The organism is Comamonas sp. C11 (genome assembly GCF_024496285.1).
In the GTDB taxonomy this organism is placed as follows: Bacteria; Pseudomonadota; Gammaproteobacteria; order Burkholderiales; family Burkholderiaceae_C; genus Comamonas; species Comamonas testosteroni_F.
Genome location: NZ_CP101743.1, coordinates 883,055 through 898,998, shown reverse-complemented (window position 1 = coordinate 898,998; position 15,944 = coordinate 883,055). Strand labels below are relative to the sequence as shown.

Here is a 15,944-nt window from a genome sequence, read left to right as displayed (position 1 = left end):
GCCATCTGCTGAACTAGCCGATGGGCCCGCCTGACTTGGGGGGTGCCAGATGCCTGAAAGTTCCCGGAGTCACCCGCGCATCTGATGAAAAGGATTTTTAACGCAAGCCAGCTATATAGTCTGCCACGGCCTTGATTTCGCGATCATTAAGCTTGGCAGCAACCTGGGCCATGGGAATGCTATTGCTGCGCTTGCCGTCGCGGAAATCCGTCAACGACTTCATGGTGTATTCCGCATGCTGCCCCGACAGACGCGGGTACTGTGCCGGGATGCCGGAGCCGTTGGGACTGTGGCAGCTCGCGCAGGCGGCAATCTGGCGCTCCTGAATGCCGCCGCGGTAAATGCGTTCGCCCAGGGCAATGGAGTCCTTGTCCTTGGAGAAGCCGTTCTTGGGTGCCTGGGTATGCAGCCAGGCCGCAATGTTCTGCATGTCGCCATCGCTGAGCGTGGCGGCGAAGCCCTTCATCACCGGGTCATTGCGCTTGCCATCCTTGAACTCGCGCAGCTGTTTGACCAGATACTCGGGGTGCTGGCCGGCCAGCTTGGGCTGCAGGGGAATGGTGGAATTGCCGTCTGCGGCATGACAGGCGGCGCAAACCGCCCCATAACTGGCTTGCCCTTTGGCAGCATCCGCCTTCACAGGTGTTTCTCCCGCCGAAAATGCGGGGAAGGCAGGTGCTGCGAAAATGGCAGCAGTCAGCAAAGAGGCAAGCAACTTCATATCAAGGGGCTGGGTCTATTGTTGAGAGCGCGAATCCGTCAAATTCTACAATGGGCCTCCCTGAAATAGTTACCGTCATGACCCATGCTTCCCCGGATACCACTACCGGAAAAACACTTTCTTTGATCGACAGCAAGCTTGCGATGGGCTGGATGCACACCGCACGCTTTTTCACGACCGCGGCCCAGCTCAACCAGCTGCCCAGGGTTGACGTTCCCGAGATTGCCTTCGTCGGCCGCTCCAACGCCGGCAAGTCCACTGCCATCAATACGCTGACCCAGCAAAAGCAGCTGGCCTTCGCTTCCAAGAAGCCCGGCCGCACCCAGCACATCAACCTGTTCGCACTGGGCAAGCAGGGCGTGACCGATGCCGTGCTGGCCGACTTGCCCGGCTATGGCTACGCGGCCGTCTCCCGCACCGACAAGGAGCGCTGGCAGCGCGTCATGCTCAACTATCTGATGAGCCGCGAAAGCCTCTCGGCCGTGGTGCTGCTGTGCGACCCGCGTCTGGGCCTGACCGAACTCGACGAAGCCCTGCTGGATGCCATCCGCCCACGCGTGGAGCAAGGTCTGAAGTTCCTCATCGTGCTGACCAAGGCCGACAAGCTGACCCGCGCCGAGCAGGCCAAGATCCTGTCCATCACCAAGCTCAATGCGGGCGGTGGCGAGGTGCGCCTGTTCTCCGCCCTCAAAAAGCAGGGCGTGGACGATGTGGCTCAGCTGCTGTGGCACTGGTGCCACCCCGAGGGGTTGCCCCAGGCAGGTTTGCCCCAGGCGGGATTGCCCCAGGCTGCTCCCGTCACCCAAGCGACGCCCGCGGACGAGACACCTGCGCAAAATCAGCCATAGGCGCTTATCTTGCAAGCGCCAGAAGCTACAAAAAGGAGAGCTTCATGGTCACGACTTGCATGCATACCCTGTCCACAGGGGTTGAACTGGAATGCCGCACCAGCGGCGAGCCGGGTCAGCCCCTGTTGCTGTTTCTGCACGGCTTTCCCGAAGGGGCCTTCATCTGGGATGGGCTGCTTGCGCAGTTTGGCAGCCGCTACCGCTGCGTGGCGCCCAATCTGCGCGGCTACGGCCGCTCCAGCCAGCCCACGGCCATCAGCGACTACCGCGCCAAATATCTGGTGGAGGATCTTGCGGCCTTGATTGCGCTGGAGAGCCGCGACAAGCGCGCTGCCTGCGTGATTGCCCATGACTGGGGCGGCGCCGTGGCCTGGGGCCTGGCCAACCGCTATCCCCAGCAGCTTGAGCGGCTGCTCATACTGAATTCCCCGCATCCCGGCAGCTTCTTGCGCGAGCTTCAGTCCAACCCAGTGCAGCAGTCCGCCAGCCAGTACATGCATTTTCTGCGCCGGCCCGATGCGCCCGAGCTGCTGGCCGAAAACGGCTGGCAGCGCATGCTGGGATTCTTTCAGAACCCCGACGGCAGCACGCCCGCATGGCTGACGCCCGAGCGTCAGCAGCAATACCGCGAGCATTGGGACCTGGGCGTACACGGTGCCTGCATGTTCTACGCTGCCAGCCCGCTTGTGCCGCCTCGGCCCGGCGGCAGCGCCGATGAGCTGCAGGACATTCGCGAGCTCAGTCTGCCCGCTGAAATGCTGCACATCCCTGTGCCGGTACGCATTCTCTGGGGGGATAGCGACCTGGCACTGCAACCTGCTCTGCTGCATGGGCTGGAGCAATGGGTGTCGCAGCTTGAGATAGAGCATCTGCAAGGCTGCAGCCACTGGGTGGTCCATGAGAGGCCTGAGGCCGTGCAGCGCGCATTGACGGAGTTTCTGACGCCAGGTCGCTCCTGAAAAAGGAAGCAGCCGGCCTCCTTCCACCTGGGCTTTCAAGCCGCCTTGATGTTTATTCTTTGGAATACAGCGATGGCTCGCCATCGGGCCGCGTCTTGAAGCGCTTGTGCACCCAGTAATACTGCGGAACCATGGTCATGATGGCAGCCTGCAGCTCACGGTTCATGCGCGCAGTGTCGGCCACATGGTCGTCAGTCGGAAAGTTCTCCCAGGCCGGCGTCAGCTCGGCCACATAGCCTTCAGGCGTCATGCGGTTGTAGAGTGCCACCACCTTGGCCTTGCCCAGGCGTGCAAAGCGCGAAAGCGAGGGAATCGTGGCCGTGTTCTGCACCGCAAAAAAGGGAACGAACACCGAATCGTTCTTGCCATAGTCCATATCGGGCAGCAGATACAGCAGCCCGCCCTTGCGCAGGCACTGGATGATGGGTTTGACGCCATCGGCACGGTTGAGCATCTTCACGTTGCCGAAGCGCTGACGGCCATTCATAAACCAGGCATCCAGGTCCGGGTCGGGATTGGTGGCAAAGATGGAGGTGAACTCGCGCTCGGTATTGAGCGGCAGGGCCAGGCCGCCGGCATCCATGCTGTAGAAATGCGGCGCAAAGACGATGGTGGGCGTATCGCCCTCCAGTTCATGCGTGGCTCCGATCAGCTTGACACGGCTGCGCACCAGTTCCTCCGAGCCGAACCACAGCCAGCTTCTGTCGAGAAAAGTCTGGCAAAAGACCTCAAAAGACTCCTTCGCCCAGGCCTTGCGCTGCACCTCAGGCACATCGGGAAAGCACAGTTCGAAATTGCGCAGCGCGATGCGCCGGCGCTGGCCCGCCACCACAAACAGCACCCGTCCCACAAACTTGCCCAGGCCACGCAGCACGGGCAGCGGCAGCTTGGCCAGCACATGCATGCCGGCAATGGCGATCTTGCTGGCGCTCATGCCTTCTCCCCCAAGAGTTGCTTGTCTTCACGTGGCTGCTTGTAGCGGCCATAGCCCCACAGATATTGCTGCGGAGACTGACGAATGGTGGTTTCCATGGCGCGATTGATAAGCGCCACAGTGGCTTCCAGCGATTGAGATTCGGGCACAGGCAATTCCTCTAGATACAGCGTGTAGCCCCGCCCCCAGGACTTGCGCTCGCACCGCGCCACGATCACCGTGGCCCCGGTTTGCAGCACCAGGCGTGCTGCCAATGTCATCGTATACGCATCACGACCGAAAAAAGGCGACCAGATACCCAGACCATTGGGCGGCACCTGATCGGGCAGCAGCCCCACGGCTGCCCCCTGACGCAGCGCCTTGATCATCTGACGCACGCCTGCCAGGGTGGTGGGAACGGCCTGAACGCCAGGACGATTGCGCGCGGTTTCCAGAATTTCGGCCAACCAGCCCTGGCGTGCGGGGCGATAGAGCACGGTAATTGCGCCATGCCGATCCGACCAGCGCCGCGCTGCGGCCTGCACGGACATCTCGAAGCAACCCAGATGTGGCGTGAGAAAGACAATGCCCTTGCCCTTGGCATATGCCTGTTCGGCGCATTCGCCATTGACGATGTCGCAATCCGGCAAACGGCCCAGCCAGATGCGCGGCATCTCGAACACCATGCGACCTGCATGTCCCACGGCTGCCCTGACCTGGGCAAAGGCATAGCCAGCCTGCGCCGCATTGGCTGCAAATCGGCGCCGATAGGTGGGAGATAGCGCCCAGGTCACCCACCCCATGGCAGCGCCAAGGCCATGCAATAGCCATAAAGGCAGTGCAGCAAACAATCGAAACAGGGAAGGCATTAGAATAGCGGGGTCGCTGAGTTAAAGAGCAACTTGCAGGGCGACGTAAAAACAAAACTGCTAAAGCGTTCGCCAGACTTCGAAGCTCGGGCAACGCAATTGCCCAAGCTACAAGGAGTTATATCAATGGCGAACAGCGATTTTCTGTTTACCTCGGAATCGGTTTCTGAAGGCCACCCCGACAAGGTTGCCGACCAGATCTCTGACGCGATTCTGGACGCTATTTTCACCCAAGACCCGCACAGCCGCGTGGCTGCCGAGACACTGACCAACACCGGTCTGGTGGTATTGGCCGGTGAAATCACCACCGGTGCGAATGTGGACTACATCCAGGTCGCACGCGACACCATCAAGCGCATCGGCTACGACAACACCGAATACGGTATCGACTACAAGGGTTGCTCGGTGCTCGTCGCCTACGACAAGCAAAGCCAGGACATCGCCCAGGGCGTGGACAAGGCCAGCGATGACGAGCTGAACACCGGCGCTGGCGACCAGGGCCTGATGTTCGGCTACGCCTGCGACGAAACGCCCGAGCTGATGCCCGCGCCCATCTATTACGCACACCGTCTGATGGAACGCCAGGCCCAGTTGCGCAAGGATGGCCGCCTGCCCTTTCTGCGCCCCGACGCCAAGAGCCAGGTGACCCTGCGCTATGTGGACGGCAAGCCCCACAGCATCGACACCGTGGTGCTGTCCACCCAGCACAGCCCCGATCAGTCGGAAACGGCAACCAAGATGAAGGCATCTTTCACCGAAGCCATCATTGAGGAAATCATCAAGCCCGTGCTGCCTTCGGCCTGGCTGCAAGAGACCAAGTACCTGATCAACCCCACGGGTCGCTTTGTCGTGGGCGGCCCTCAGGGTGACTGCGGCCTGACCGGCCGCAAGATCATCGTGGACACCTACGGCGGTGCCTGCCCCCATGGCGGCGGCGCCTTCTCCGGCAAGGATCCAACCAAGGTGGACCGCTCGGCCGCCTACGCCGCCCGCTATGTGGCCAAGAACGTGGTGGCCGCTGGTCTGGCGCGCCAGTGCCAGGTGCAGGTCGCTTACGCCATCGGCGTGGCCCGCCCCATGAACATCACCGTGTACACCGAAGGCACGGGCGTGATTCCCGATGCGGAAATCGCCAAGCTGGTGGCCGCGCATTTCGACCTGCGCCCCAAGGGCATCATCCAGATGCTGGATCTGCTGCGCCCCATCTACAGCAAGACTGCGGCTTACGGTCACTTCGGCCGCGAAGAGCCCGAGTTCACCTGGGAACGCACCGACAAGGCAGCTATGCTGCGTGCCGCCGCCGGTCTGAAGTGATTTGCATGCCCGCCAGGCGGGACTGAGCGCCCGAGTCATCGGACCTTCATGAAAAAGCCACCGCAAGAATTTGCGGTGGCTTTTTTTGTTGTCGGATCAAGCCGACAAGGATTTTCCCCAAATGAGCACCGCAAGCCTGCGCCCGGCGGCTTAGGCTTGAGACATCACTTCAGACAAAGGAGTTCCGATGCTCAAGTGGGCCATTATTTTTGCCATCATTTCCCTGGTAGCCGGTGTTTTCGGCTTTACCGGCGTAGCCGCAGGCGCAGCCGGCATAGCCAAGATCCTGTTCTTTATTTTCATTGCCGTTGCCGTGATCTTCGTGGTTCTGGCCCTGCTGGGCATTGGCGCAGTCAGCTAGTCGACGCGCCCGACCCGAAACACCAACCCGAATGCCTGCCTTGTGCAGGCATTTTTCATGCAGGCCGACCCTAGAACGCGCTTACGAGCTCAAAGCCCCCGGGCAGTCAGCGCCAGCGTCTGGCTGAAGCCGGGCTTGGCGCGGTAAAGCTGGGCGGGCCGGTGCGCCCCGCCACCCTGCATGGCCCCAGGCACTGGCTCCAGCCAGTCCATCTCGTCCATCTTGCGCCTGAAGCTGACCTTGTTCAGCGGCTCGCCCAGAATGTTTTCATAGACCTGCTGCAGCTGCGGCAGTGTGAAGGTTTCGCCGCACAAATGCACGGGCAAGGAGGAATACAGGCTTTTGCTGCGCACGCGCTCCAAGGCGGAGTCCAGGATGGCACGGTGATCGAACGGCAGCTGCGGCAGGGCCGAGAGCGGCACCACGCTGATGTCGGCGCGATCGGGCGGCAGGTTCTGCACGGGCAGCAGAGCGCAATAGGCGATTGCCACCGACCAGCCGCGCGGATCGCGTGCCGGGCCGCTGAAAGTGGCCAGCTGCTCCAGATACGCACCTTCTATGCCCACCTTGGTTCTGAGCACGCGCGCCGCACTGGCCTTGGCGTCCGCATCCTCATCGGTATGAATAAAGCCGCCGGGCAAGGCCCACACCCCGGCAAAAGGCGCAGCCTGACGACGTAGCAGCACGGCATGCAGCTGCTGCTCCACCAGAGTCAGCAGCACCACATCCACACTGACCTGCACCGCTTCCCTGCGCTCATCGCTTTGATTCATTTTTTTACCAACTTCGTTTTTCTTTCCTGATTATTTCACATCAACTCAAAAATACTTAGTTGCAAAAATATTTTAAGTGTTTTAGACTGCAGACATTGCATCTAGCATGAAAGCTGAACACCATGAGTCATCCACAAGCCCAGCTGCTCATCATTGACCCGCAAAACGACTTCTGCGATCTGCCTGCCGACTGGTGCCCCCGCTCACCAGACAACAATCAGCTGATAGCACCCAGCCTTCCGGTGACAGGTGCTCATGCCGATATGCAGCGCCTGAGCAGCTGGATGGCAGCCCAGGCAGACAAGCTGGACCAGATCACCATCACTCTGGACTCGCACCAGGCTTATGACATTGCCCACCCCGCCTTCTGGCAGCAGCGCGATGGCCGTGCCGTCCTGCCATTCACCCCGATCACGGCGGCGCAGGTGCGTGCCGGCGACTATGCGCCGCGCAACGCTGGCGAGCGCGAACGAACGCTGCAATACCTGGGCCAGCTGGAGGCCCAGGGCAGCTACACCCTGATGGTCTGGCCGCTGCACTGCGAGATAGGCAGCTGGGGCCATGGCATCCATGCCGGCGTGCTCGCGGCCTGCCGCCAGTGGCAGGAGCTGCAGCACCGTGCCACCCGCCATGTCTTCAAGGGCATGAACCCCTGGACCGAGCACTACAGCGCCATTCGTGCCGAGGTTCCCGATCCGCAGGATGGCGAGACCGGCCTGAACACCGCCTTGCTGGCCCGGTTGCGCCAGAGCAGCACCCTGGTGATCGCGGGCGAGGCCAGCAGCCACTGCGTGCGCGCCACCACCGAGCACATCGTGGAGCACTGGTGCAGCAGCGACTACTCGCGCATCGTGCTGCTGACGGACTGCATGAGCCCGGTCGCCGGATTCGAGGCCGCGCACCACGACTTCCTGCAACGCATGCGTGCAACCGGTGTACGCTGCGAAACCAGCGCCAGCTTTGGCTTATGAGACAAATCAGCCTCTAGCAATTATGGATAAAGCGCTAGCAGCTCATATTTTTGAAAAGAAAAACAGCATGAAGCCCATCATCACCAGCCTGCTGGACACCGACCTCTACAAGTTCACCATGTGGCAGGCCATGCTGCACCGCCACCCCCAGACCGAGGCCGAGTACGAATTTGTCTGTCGCACGCCCACGGCCTTCCCGCTGGCCGAGCTGCTGCCCGAGGTAGAGCGCGAGCTGGACGCCCTGTGCAGTCTGCGCTTTGACAAGGGCGAGCTGGACTATCTGGCCGGTCTGCGCTTCATGAAGAGCGACTTCATCGACTTTCTGCGCATCTTCCAGTTCCAGCGTGCCTTCATCCGCGCCTGGGCCGAAGGCGACCGGCTGCATATCGTGGCCAGGGGCCCGCAAGTCCATGTGATGGGCTTCGAGATCTATGTGCTGGCCATCGTCAACGAGCTGTACTTCCGCCGCTTCGATGCCGAGGCCGCCCTGCTCGAAGGCCGCAAGCGCCTGCAGGTCAAGCTGGCCCAGCTCAAGCACCTGGCTGTCGAGGCCAAGCTGCACAATCCCTTCGAGCTGTTTGACTTCGGCGTGCGTCGCCGCTTCTCGGGAGCCTGGCAACGCGAGGTGGTGCAGGCTTTTGCGCAGGAAACCGCGCAGTGGTTCAAGGGCACGTCCAATGTGCTGCTGGCGCGCGACCTGAATCTGGTGCCTATTGGAACCATGGCCCATGAGTATCTGCAGACCTATCAGGCCCTGGGAGTGCGCCTGCGCGACTTCCAGGTAGCCGCCCTCGAGGACTGGGTGCAGGAATACCGCGGCGACCTCGGTATCGCCCTGACCGATACCGTGGGCATGGACGCCTTTCTGGCCGACTTCGACATGTACTTTGCCAAGCTTTTCGACGGCCTGCGCCATGACTCCGGCGATCCGTTCGAATGGGGCGAGAAGGCCATTGCCCACTATGACAAGCTGCGCATTGCCCCGCAGAGCAAGCGTCTGGTGTTCTCGGACGGACTGGATCTGGACATGGCCCTGGCGCTCTACCACCGCTTTGCCGACCGCATCCAGTGCGGCTTCGGCATAGGCACGCGATTGACCAATGACATGGGACTGACCACGATCAATATCGTGATGAAGCTGACCCATGCCAACGGCCAGCCCGTGGCCAAGATTTCGGACTCGCCCGGCAAGACGCTGTGCAACGACGAGACCTATCTGGCCTATCTGCGCCAGGTCTTCAACATCCCTGAGCCTGCTGCCAAGGCAGCTTGAATCTTCGGAGGCAACCATGCTGAAAGTCACCCTCGCCCAGCTCAACTACATGGTGGGCGACATCAGCGGCAATATCCGCCGCATGAGAGAGGCCGCAACCAGGGCCGCAGCCGAGCAGGCCGACCTGGTGGTATTTTCCGAACTGTCGCTGTGCGGCTACTACCCCGGCGACCTGCTGGACGAGCCCAGCTTTCTCCAAAGACTGGATGCAGGTCTTCAGGAGCTGCTGCAGGCCACGCGCCAGTTTCCCGATCTGCACTGGGTCGTGGGCGCCCCCACGCGCCACGATGGCCCCGGCAAACCGCTGCACAACAGCCTGCTGGTGCTCAAGAACGGACAAATCCGCCTGCAGTACGACAAGCAGTTGCTGCCCACGTACAACATCTTTGACGAGCGCCGCCATTTCGAGCCTGGAGCCGACACGGCCAAGGTGCTGCGCGTGGGCAACTGCCAGGTGGGCTTTCTGGTCTGCGAGGACGGCTGGAACGACCAGGGCGCCGACTACGCCACCAACCCCTTTGTACGCATGGGCGATGCGGCCCCCGACCTGGTCATCAGCATCAACGCCAGCCCCAGCCACCTGGGCAAGCGCGAGCAGCGTCATGAGATATTCACCCAGGCGGCGGCACGCCACAAGCTGGCCATCCTCTACATCAACCAGATCGGCGGCCAGGACCAGATCGTGTTCGACGGCGCCTCGTTTGCCGTGGAGCCCGAGGCCGGCCTGGTGTTTGAAGCCAGACGCTTCGAAGAAGATGTCTGCACACTGGAGCTGAATGCGCAGGGCCGGTTTCAGGCCCGCGACGGCACGGCCTTGCCTACCGTGCCGGCGCAAGGCCTGCCCACCATGGAGTTCTACCGCCAGCAGATCGTGCTGGGCCTGCGCGACTATGCGCGCCGCTGCGGTTTCAAGCAGGTGGTGGTGGGCAGCTCGGGCGGCATCGATTCGGCACTGACGCTGGCCCTGGCCGTCGATGCCCTGGGAGCAGACAACGTGGTCGGCATCACCATGCCGTCCAGCTACTCCTCGGCTGGCTCGGTCGACGACTCGGTGCAGCTGTGCCGCAATCTGGACATCAGACTGTACGAGCACCCCATCAAGGAGCTGGTCACCACCTATGCACGCCAGTTCGAGGCCAGCTTTGGCGAACCGCTCAAGGGTCTGGCGCTGGAGAATCTGCAGGCCCGCGCACGCGGCACCACGCTGATGGAGTTTTCCAATGCCTTCGGTCATCTGCTGCTGACCACGGGCAACAAGTCCGAAGTCTCGGTGGGCTATTGCACCCTGTATGGCGACACCAACGGCGGTCTGGGCCTGCTCGGCGATCTGTACAAGACCGAGGTCTTCGAGCTGTCACGCCATATCAACCGCCATGCGGGCCGCGAGCTGATCCCGCAGGCCATCATCGACAAGCCGCCCTCGGCCGAGCTGGCTCCCGGCCAGAAGGACGAGGACAGCCTGCCGCCCTATGCCGTGCTCGACGAGATTCTCAAATGGCATATCGAGGGCCAGCATCTGTCCAGCAAGGAATATGCGCAGGCCGCAGCCTTTGTGGCCAAGCTGCGCACCGAAGCCGGCGGCCCCGAAACCATTGCCCGCGTGCAAAAGCTGGTGTTCCGCAGCGAATACAAGCGCCGCCAGGCTCCGCCCATGCTCAGAGTACGCCCACGGGCCTTTGGCACGGGCCGGCAGATGCCGATTGCGGCACACTACGAGTAGCAATGCCCGACACCCGCTTGAGACATGGTGGCAAAGCCCTGCCGCATCTTGGGTGCTGCAAAGCGCTTGGCGGCCTGTCTCGAATGCCGATTTTGGCTGTGCCGGGCCTGGTTACCATTTAAAAAGTGAGCTACTTCCGCTTACCCAGTAAGCGTCTAGCGCGTTTTTTACCCATATTCGCCCTTGCGGGCACCGATTTCTGTACGGGTTTCGCTCTCATGCCTCAAGCCAGTCCCAACACTTCCAGCAAGCGTGTCATCGCCGCCGCACCCGAGACTCTGCCCACCTCCATGCCCCTGCATACCGCTGTGCTGATCGGCCGCTTTCAGCCACTGCACAACGGCCATATGGCCTTGCTGCATGCTGCACTGGAGCGGGCTCGCCAGGTCGTGGTGGTACTGGGCAGCGCCTGGCAGGCCCCCAATCCCAAAAACCCATTCAGCTGGCAGGAGCGCGCGCAAATGTTGCGCAATGCGCTATCGAAAGAGGATGCCGAGCGCGTGCGCTGCGTGCCCGTGCGCGACTATTACAACGAGCCGCTGTGGGTACATGCCGTGCGCGAAGCCGTGCAGGCCCATGTACCCGAAGGCGCTAGCGTGGCCCTGGTCGGGCACTTCAAGGACTCAAGCAGCAGCTATCTGGCCCGCTTTCCGGGCTGGGAGCTGATCAGCCTGCCTCGCCTGGGCCAGTTCGATGCCACTCCGCTGCGCGAAATCTTCTTCGGTGAAGGAGGCGCATCGCCCGAGACCATGGATGCCGCTCTGACCAGGCTTTCCTCCCAGATGCCCGAGAGCACGCTGGACTTTTTGCGCCGCTGGGCCCAGACACCGCTGTATCTGCGCCTGCAAAAAGAGTGGCATATGCTGCAGGACTACAGGCGGGCCTGGGCCAAGGCACCTTATGCACCGGTGTTCGTCACCGTGGATGCGCTGCTGCGCTGCCGTGCCAAGGGCCAGGACCAGGTGCTGCTGATCCAGCGCGGCCATGCTCCGGGCCAGGGCCTGTGGGCGCTGCCCGGCGGCTTTCTCGAGCAGCGTGACAGCCTCTGGCAATCCTGCATGCGCGAGCTGCGTGAAGAAACCTGCTCCTCCATCAGCGAGGCGGATCTGCTCGCAGCCCTGCAGGCCGTGCAGGTCTTCGATCACCCGGACCGCAGCCTGCGCGGGCGTACCATTACCCATGTGCACTATCTGGATCTGGGCGTACAGCCCAGCCTGCCTCCGGTACAGGGCGCGGACGACGCCGCCCTGGCCCGCTGGGTACCGATTGCCGATCTGCCCCGCATGGAGGCCGAGTTCTTCGAGGACCATTTCCAGATCCTGTGCCAGTTCCTGCCCGTGACTCTGGCTCAGAGCGAGCCTGAGCGTCAGGTCGCCTGATACATCAAAACCATAGCTGCAAGCGCTTGCTCATCAAGCGCTGGAGCCACTTTTTCCTGATATTTAATGAGCCAGCTCCATATCCGCCCCGCCACCGAGCAAGACATCGACCTGATCCTGCACTTTGTGCGCGAACTCGCCATCTATGAAAAGGCCGAGCACGAGGTCAAGGCCACGCCAGACCATGTGCGCCGCACGCTGTTCTGCACCAACCCAGCCGTCTTCGGCCTGATCTGCGAGATCGAGGGCAAGGCCGTGGGCTTTGCCGTGTATTTCTTCAACTATTCCACCTGGCAGGGCCAGCACGGCCTGTACCTGGAAGACCTGTACATCACGCCCGACGCACGCGGCCACGGCGCCGGCAAGGCCCTGCTCCAGCATCTGGCCCGGATTGCCATGGAAAAGGACTGCGGTCGCTTTGAATGGAGCTGCCTGGACTGGAACACCCCCTCCATCAAGTTCTATGACAGCCTGGGCGCCCTGCCGCAGACCGAGTGGATCCGCTATCGCATGACGGGCTCAGCCCTGCAGGCCATGGCCACGGGTGACAAACAGGCTTGAGCCACAATCCGGATCATCCAGAGTGATGTGTGAAGCCCTTCGAAGTGATGTGCGTCCCTTTGCAGATTGAGAGTACGCAACATCAACAATGCGGCGCGTTCGCGCTTGCGCCAAAATGAATGGTTTTGCAAAACAATAACAAAGGCGGCAATCAGTGCTGACCTTTCACACTATCTCTGGAATCCAGAATGCCAAGCTATCAAGAACTCATCGCTCAGAAAAATGCGCTGGACAAGCGCATCGAAGAAGCGCGCAGCACCGAAGCCAAGGAAGCCCTGGCCACCATCAAGCAACTGATCGCCACATTCGGCTTTACCTCTCAGCAGGTCTTCCCCTGGAGGCCTGAAGAAAAGAAAAAGATCGAGGCCAGGTACTACGACCCCGAAAGCGGCGCGACCTGGACTGGCCGCGGCAAGCCCCCGAAGTGGATCGAAGGCAAGGACCGCAGCCAGTACGAAATCAAGACCACGCCTACCGTGGACTTCAACGCCCCTCGCGACGAAAAGAATCCGTTCCCGGTTCAGTAAGCGCCCCGGCCCGTTCAGCCGCCAGCAGCCTGCTCCGTCGGCAGTGGCGCCTTGAGCATGCGCACCAGTGCCGTCACGTTCAGGCACTGGATGAGCAGATCTCCGTCATTGGCGCGGATCAAGCGGTCCACCAGCCGATCTGCTGCACCTGCCATTGCAGGGGCCAGTCGCAACTGCCCGCTCTCGAAGCGCACCACGCCCTCGAGATCGCTGACCAGCACGCCCAGCTTGAGCCCCTGGTGCTCCAGCACGATCACCTGGCTTTGCGCCGTCCTGGTCACGGGCTTGCCAAAGAGCAGCGCTCCCAGATCGAAGACCCAGACATAGCCGGCCACGACTCCCTGGCTGCGCCGCGCCAGCGTTCCCACGCAGTGCGGCAAGCGTCCGGCCGAAACGGGAGCGATGGCCGAGGCACTCTGGGCCTCGAGCACGCAGGCCGCATCGACGGCAAGCACGCTGCGCCCGACAAAAAAAGTCGCCATCTCCATGCCGTACGCGCTGCCCCGGCTGGCCGCAGCCAGGCTCTGCACCCTGGTATTGCGGCGACAGACAGCCGCCTGGGCATCGTCCTGCACGGCACCAAAAGCCTGCACGGACAGCGCAAGCACCTCTTCGCGATAGCCGTCGCTGCGCTTGAACTCCCGGTAGCCGCTGCCCGCCGTGATCGCCACCACGCAATACTGCCCCTGATACACCATGGCACGGGCCATGCTCTGGCCTGGCGCCAAGGCCAGCATTTGCGGCGGCAGATCCAGCCGCATGCCCGGCTGCAGTTGCACATCCGACGAGGACATGACCATGCCCGCACGGTTCAGGTAGGCCACCTGTCTGCTGCTTGCGCCTCCTGCCTGCACGCCGGTCACGCTTTCCAGCATGGCCGTGAACTCACGCTGTGCATGAAACACCAGGCCGATCCCGCCCAGCACCACCCCGTCAGCGTTGCGTATGGCCGCGTGATAGACATAGGTCGAGCCGTCCTCCTCATGCTGAACACAAGGGCGCCATGGCGAGACGTGATAGGCCTGGGTTCCGCCCAGCGCCAGAACCTGCTGCAGGCTGTCCGTCTCTATATAGGTATCCAGCAGCCCACGGACCTCTGCATCGGAGCGCCCTCGCTGACTGACGGCCACGACCCTGCCTCGGACGTCATAGACCATGATTTGCTGGTAGACCGTATACAGGTCGTGAATGGCGGTGAGCAGCGCACAGGCCTCGCTCACCTGATCTGGGGCCGTCTCGCCCAAGGCCTGGTCCTCGAGCAATTCGGACAGCTGCGGCGTCAAGGCCCACCAGCGGCAGTCGTTGGCACGCTCGTAGAGATTGCGATCAAGCAGATCCACCAGCAGACTGCTCAAGAGGCTGTTGTCTCTCAGTGCGGTATTGAGCACCGTGCCGTAGAGCGCATCGATGGACCGGGAGAAGACCTCGTTGGTCCTGGCCCCGGTCTCGCCAATCTGCTCCAGCACGGCCTGCAGCCGCGTGCTGTCCATCTGCTTGCCTGCCGTCATGACGCGGCCGTTCCAGACCACGCGGCGTATGGTATCCGCTGCGCTGCGTATGGCGTGCAGGGGCGGGCAGAAGCGATGTGCATGCGCCAGCAGGCCCTGGGCCACGGCAGCGTCCAGCCCATCCAGTCCGGCCTGCTGCTGGAGCCCGAAGGCCAGCTCCAGCGGTGTCATGATCTGCGCCCGCCAGCCCTGGGGGCCCATATAGCCTTGATAGCCTGCCGAGGCCGCCGATTGCACCAGATAGGTGCGTCCGCCATGTACATACAACGGACCCGCACCATCACGGTGAGCCTGCAGCTTCGCCCCCACACCAATCCAGTGCAGATCGCTGCTGGCCAGCACCAGTCCCTGATCATCGAGCAACAGGGCGATGCTGGTCTGAGCGTCGGGCACGCCGCTACCGTCTATCCGGTCCCGGCTGCTCCAGATACCTTGCATCTCGCCATCAAAGTCAAAACACAGGCACAGCACGCCAATAGGCTGGCGGTTGCCGGCGTGCAGCATGCGATGCGCATAGATCAACGCGCTGCCATGCCCCGGCAGCAGGTCGGTGGCGCCGAAACTCTGCACAAAACCCGGGCTTTGCAGAGCGCGGGCAATCAATGCATCCCGGCATGGCTGATCTGTGGCCTGACTCCTCTCGCGCGCACTCGCTCGCACCTGGCCTTCGGCATCCAGCAGCAGAATGTCCGTGTAGACCGTGTACTTGCTGCGGTAGGCACGCAGACGCTGGGTGATGGCCGCCCCGTCGCCATCCGCTGCGGCCATGAACTGGCACAGCATGGCGTCGGTCGCCAGAAACCCCACGTCGGCCGTGCGCTCGTAGAGATTGCGCACCAGGGTATCGATCAGATGCTGTGCCTGACTGGCCAGCCCCGCCGTCACCCCCGTCACAGCCTGCATCACCATGGACTGCACCAGGTCCTGCTCCAGGCGCTCGAAGCCGCCACGCGTGGCGGCCATCATGGGCAGCAAGGCCTGCGCTTCCTGTGGGCAATTCATCTTGGCGGAGGACTCTATGAGCCGCCACATCAGATTCAGCTCCCCGAGCGAACTCTCGCAGCGCCCGACCTGGCGCATATGGGGAATGAAGACATCTGTCTGCAGCAGGTCTTGGGCGCGCTGCGCCGGGGCAGTCATGGTTTCTGGAGGCATGTTTTGGCAGAGCAAAAGCCAGGCCTATTTGTAAAAACACGTTACATATGACTCAGAACAAACCCTGCTCCTTGACCAATTTGCCCTCTGAT

At 62.1% G+C, this 15,944-nt stretch carries 15 protein-coding genes; 10 read left to right on the top strand and 5 right to left on the bottom strand.

All coding sequences use genetic code 11. From position 1 onward, the window contains the following. Positions 1–97 precede the first annotated feature (97 nt). Positions 98–721, bottom strand: coding sequence for a c-type cytochrome (locus NOX35_RS04060; protein ID WP_182285668.1), 624 nt, complete (start codon positions 719–721; stop codon positions 98–100). Positions 722–798: 77 nt separating this feature from the next. Here NOX35_RS04060 and yihA point away from each other — a divergent pair, with 77 nt between their 5' ends. Further along, on the top strand, positions 799–1,569 hold the full coding sequence (gene yihA / locus NOX35_RS04055) for a ribosome biogenesis GTP-binding protein YihA/YsxC (protein ID WP_256495827.1): 771 nt from the start codon (positions 799–801) through the stop codon (positions 1,567–1,569). 44 nt (positions 1,570–1,613) lie between these two features. Beyond that, on the top strand, positions 1,614–2,528 hold the full coding sequence (locus tag NOX35_RS04050) for an alpha/beta fold hydrolase (protein ID WP_182285667.1): 915 nt from the start codon (positions 1,614–1,616) through the stop codon (positions 2,526–2,528). Positions 2,529–2,580: 52 nt separating this feature from the next. Here NOX35_RS04050 and NOX35_RS04045 read toward each other — a convergent pair whose 3' ends face one another. Together NOX35_RS04045 and NOX35_RS04040 are read right to left on the bottom strand one after the other, a co-directional pair. Next, positions 2,581–3,462: a lysophospholipid acyltransferase family protein gene (locus tag NOX35_RS04045; protein WP_256495825.1), complete on the bottom strand. Its 882-nt coding sequence runs from the start codon at positions 3,460–3,462 to the stop codon at positions 2,581–2,583. Further along, entirely contained in the window at positions 3,459–4,310 is an 852-nt protein-coding gene (locus NOX35_RS04040; RefSeq protein ID WP_256495824.1) for a lysophospholipid acyltransferase family protein, read from the bottom strand. The genes NOX35_RS04045 and NOX35_RS04040 overlap by 4 nt, the downstream gene beginning before the upstream one ends. Positions 4,311–4,436: 126 nt before the next feature. Here NOX35_RS04040 and metK point away from each other — a divergent pair, with 126 nt between their 5' ends. Beyond that, a complete protein-coding gene (metK, locus tag NOX35_RS04035) occupies positions 4,437–5,624 on the top strand; it encodes a methionine adenosyltransferase (RefSeq protein WP_256495823.1) in 1,188 nt (395 codons plus the stop codon). 187 nt (positions 5,625–5,811) lie between these two features. Then, positions 5,812–5,985, top strand: coding sequence for a DUF1328 domain-containing protein (locus NOX35_RS04030; RefSeq protein WP_003058756.1), 174 nt, complete (start codon positions 5,812–5,814; stop codon positions 5,983–5,985). Between the two features lie 89 nt (positions 5,986–6,074). On the opposite strand, the gene NOX35_RS04025 is transcribed toward NOX35_RS04030, so the two are convergent. Further along, positions 6,075–6,758 (bottom strand): NUDIX domain-containing protein, encoded by a 684-nt coding sequence (locus NOX35_RS04025; protein ID WP_182285664.1) that lies wholly within the window; start codon positions 6,756–6,758, stop codon positions 6,075–6,077. A 122-nt stretch (positions 6,759–6,880) separates the two neighbouring features. Here NOX35_RS04025 and NOX35_RS04020 point away from each other — a divergent pair, with 122 nt between their 5' ends. From NOX35_RS04020 to NOX35_RS03995, 6 genes are all read left to right on the top strand, one after another. Then, a complete protein-coding gene (locus tag NOX35_RS04020; protein ID WP_182285663.1) occupies positions 6,881–7,729 on the top strand; it encodes a cysteine hydrolase in 849 nt (282 codons plus the stop codon). A gap of 67 nt (positions 7,730–7,796) precedes the next feature. Continuing rightward, entirely contained in the window at positions 7,797–9,002 is a 1,206-nt protein-coding gene (gene pncB, locus NOX35_RS04015; RefSeq protein WP_182285662.1) for a nicotinate phosphoribosyltransferase, read from the top strand. Between the two features lie 16 nt (positions 9,003–9,018). Next, positions 9,019–10,722 (top strand): NAD+ synthase, encoded by a 1,704-nt coding sequence (locus NOX35_RS04010; RefSeq protein WP_182285661.1) that lies wholly within the window; start codon positions 9,019–9,021, stop codon positions 10,720–10,722. 218 nt (positions 10,723–10,940) lie between these two features. After that, entirely contained in the window at positions 10,941–12,101 is a 1,161-nt protein-coding gene (locus NOX35_RS04005) for a bifunctional nicotinamide-nucleotide adenylyltransferase/Nudix hydroxylase (RefSeq protein ID WP_182285660.1), read from the top strand. A 66-nt stretch (positions 12,102–12,167) separates the two neighbouring features. Next, complete coding sequence (locus NOX35_RS04000) at positions 12,168–12,662, top strand: GNAT family N-acetyltransferase (RefSeq protein ID WP_182285659.1); 495 nt, start codon at positions 12,168–12,170, stop codon at positions 12,660–12,662. Between the two features lie 188 nt (positions 12,663–12,850). Then, the gene (locus tag NOX35_RS03995; protein WP_256495819.1) at positions 12,851–13,189 is read left to right on the top strand and encodes an H-NS family nucleoid-associated regulatory protein; all 339 of its coding nucleotides are present in this window, start codon (positions 12,851–12,853) and stop codon (positions 13,187–13,189) included. Positions 13,190–13,203: 14 nt separating this feature from the next. Here NOX35_RS03995 and NOX35_RS03990 read toward each other — a convergent pair whose 3' ends face one another. Next, entirely contained in the window at positions 13,204–15,837 is a 2,634-nt protein-coding gene (locus tag NOX35_RS03990) for a chemotaxis protein CheW (RefSeq protein ID WP_256495818.1), read from the bottom strand. Positions 15,838–15,944 lie beyond the last annotated feature (107 nt).

Coding starts and splice junctions, on each gene's coding strand:
- NOX35_RS04060 (WP_182285668.1), bottom strand. CDS start 721: ATGAAGTTGCTTGCCTCTTTGCTGACTGCTGCCATTTTCGCAGCACCT.
- yihA (WP_256495827.1), top strand. CDS start 799: ATGACCCATGCTTCCCCGGATACCACTACCGGAAAAACACTTTCTTTG.
- NOX35_RS04050 (WP_182285667.1), top strand. CDS start 1,614: ATGGTCACGACTTGCATGCATACCCTGTCCACAGGGGTTGAACTGGAA.
- NOX35_RS04045 (WP_256495825.1), bottom strand. CDS start 3,462: ATGAGCGCCAGCAAGATCGCCATTGCCGGCATGCATGTGCTGGCCAAG.
- NOX35_RS04040 (WP_256495824.1), bottom strand. CDS start 4,310: ATGCCTTCCCTGTTTCGATTGTTTGCTGCACTGCCTTTATGGCTATTG.
- metK (WP_256495823.1), top strand. CDS start 4,437: ATGGCGAACAGCGATTTTCTGTTTACCTCGGAATCGGTTTCTGAAGGC.
- NOX35_RS04030 (WP_003058756.1), top strand. CDS start 5,812: ATGCTCAAGTGGGCCATTATTTTTGCCATCATTTCCCTGGTAGCCGGT.
- NOX35_RS04025 (WP_182285664.1), bottom strand. CDS start 6,758: ATGAATCAAAGCGATGAGCGCAGGGAAGCGGTGCAGGTCAGTGTGGAT.
- NOX35_RS04020 (WP_182285663.1), top strand. CDS start 6,881: ATGAGTCATCCACAAGCCCAGCTGCTCATCATTGACCCGCAAAACGAC.
- pncB (WP_182285662.1), top strand. CDS start 7,797: ATGAAGCCCATCATCACCAGCCTGCTGGACACCGACCTCTACAAGTTC.
- NOX35_RS04010 (WP_182285661.1), top strand. CDS start 9,019: ATGCTGAAAGTCACCCTCGCCCAGCTCAACTACATGGTGGGCGACATC.
- NOX35_RS04005 (WP_182285660.1), top strand. CDS start 10,941: ATGCCTCAAGCCAGTCCCAACACTTCCAGCAAGCGTGTCATCGCCGCC.
- NOX35_RS04000 (WP_182285659.1), top strand. CDS start 12,168: ATGAGCCAGCTCCATATCCGCCCCGCCACCGAGCAAGACATCGACCTG.
- NOX35_RS03995 (WP_256495819.1), top strand. CDS start 12,851: ATGCCAAGCTATCAAGAACTCATCGCTCAGAAAAATGCGCTGGACAAG.
- NOX35_RS03990 (WP_256495818.1), bottom strand. CDS start 15,837: ATGACTGCCCCGGCGCAGCGCGCCCAAGACCTGCTGCAGACAGATGTC.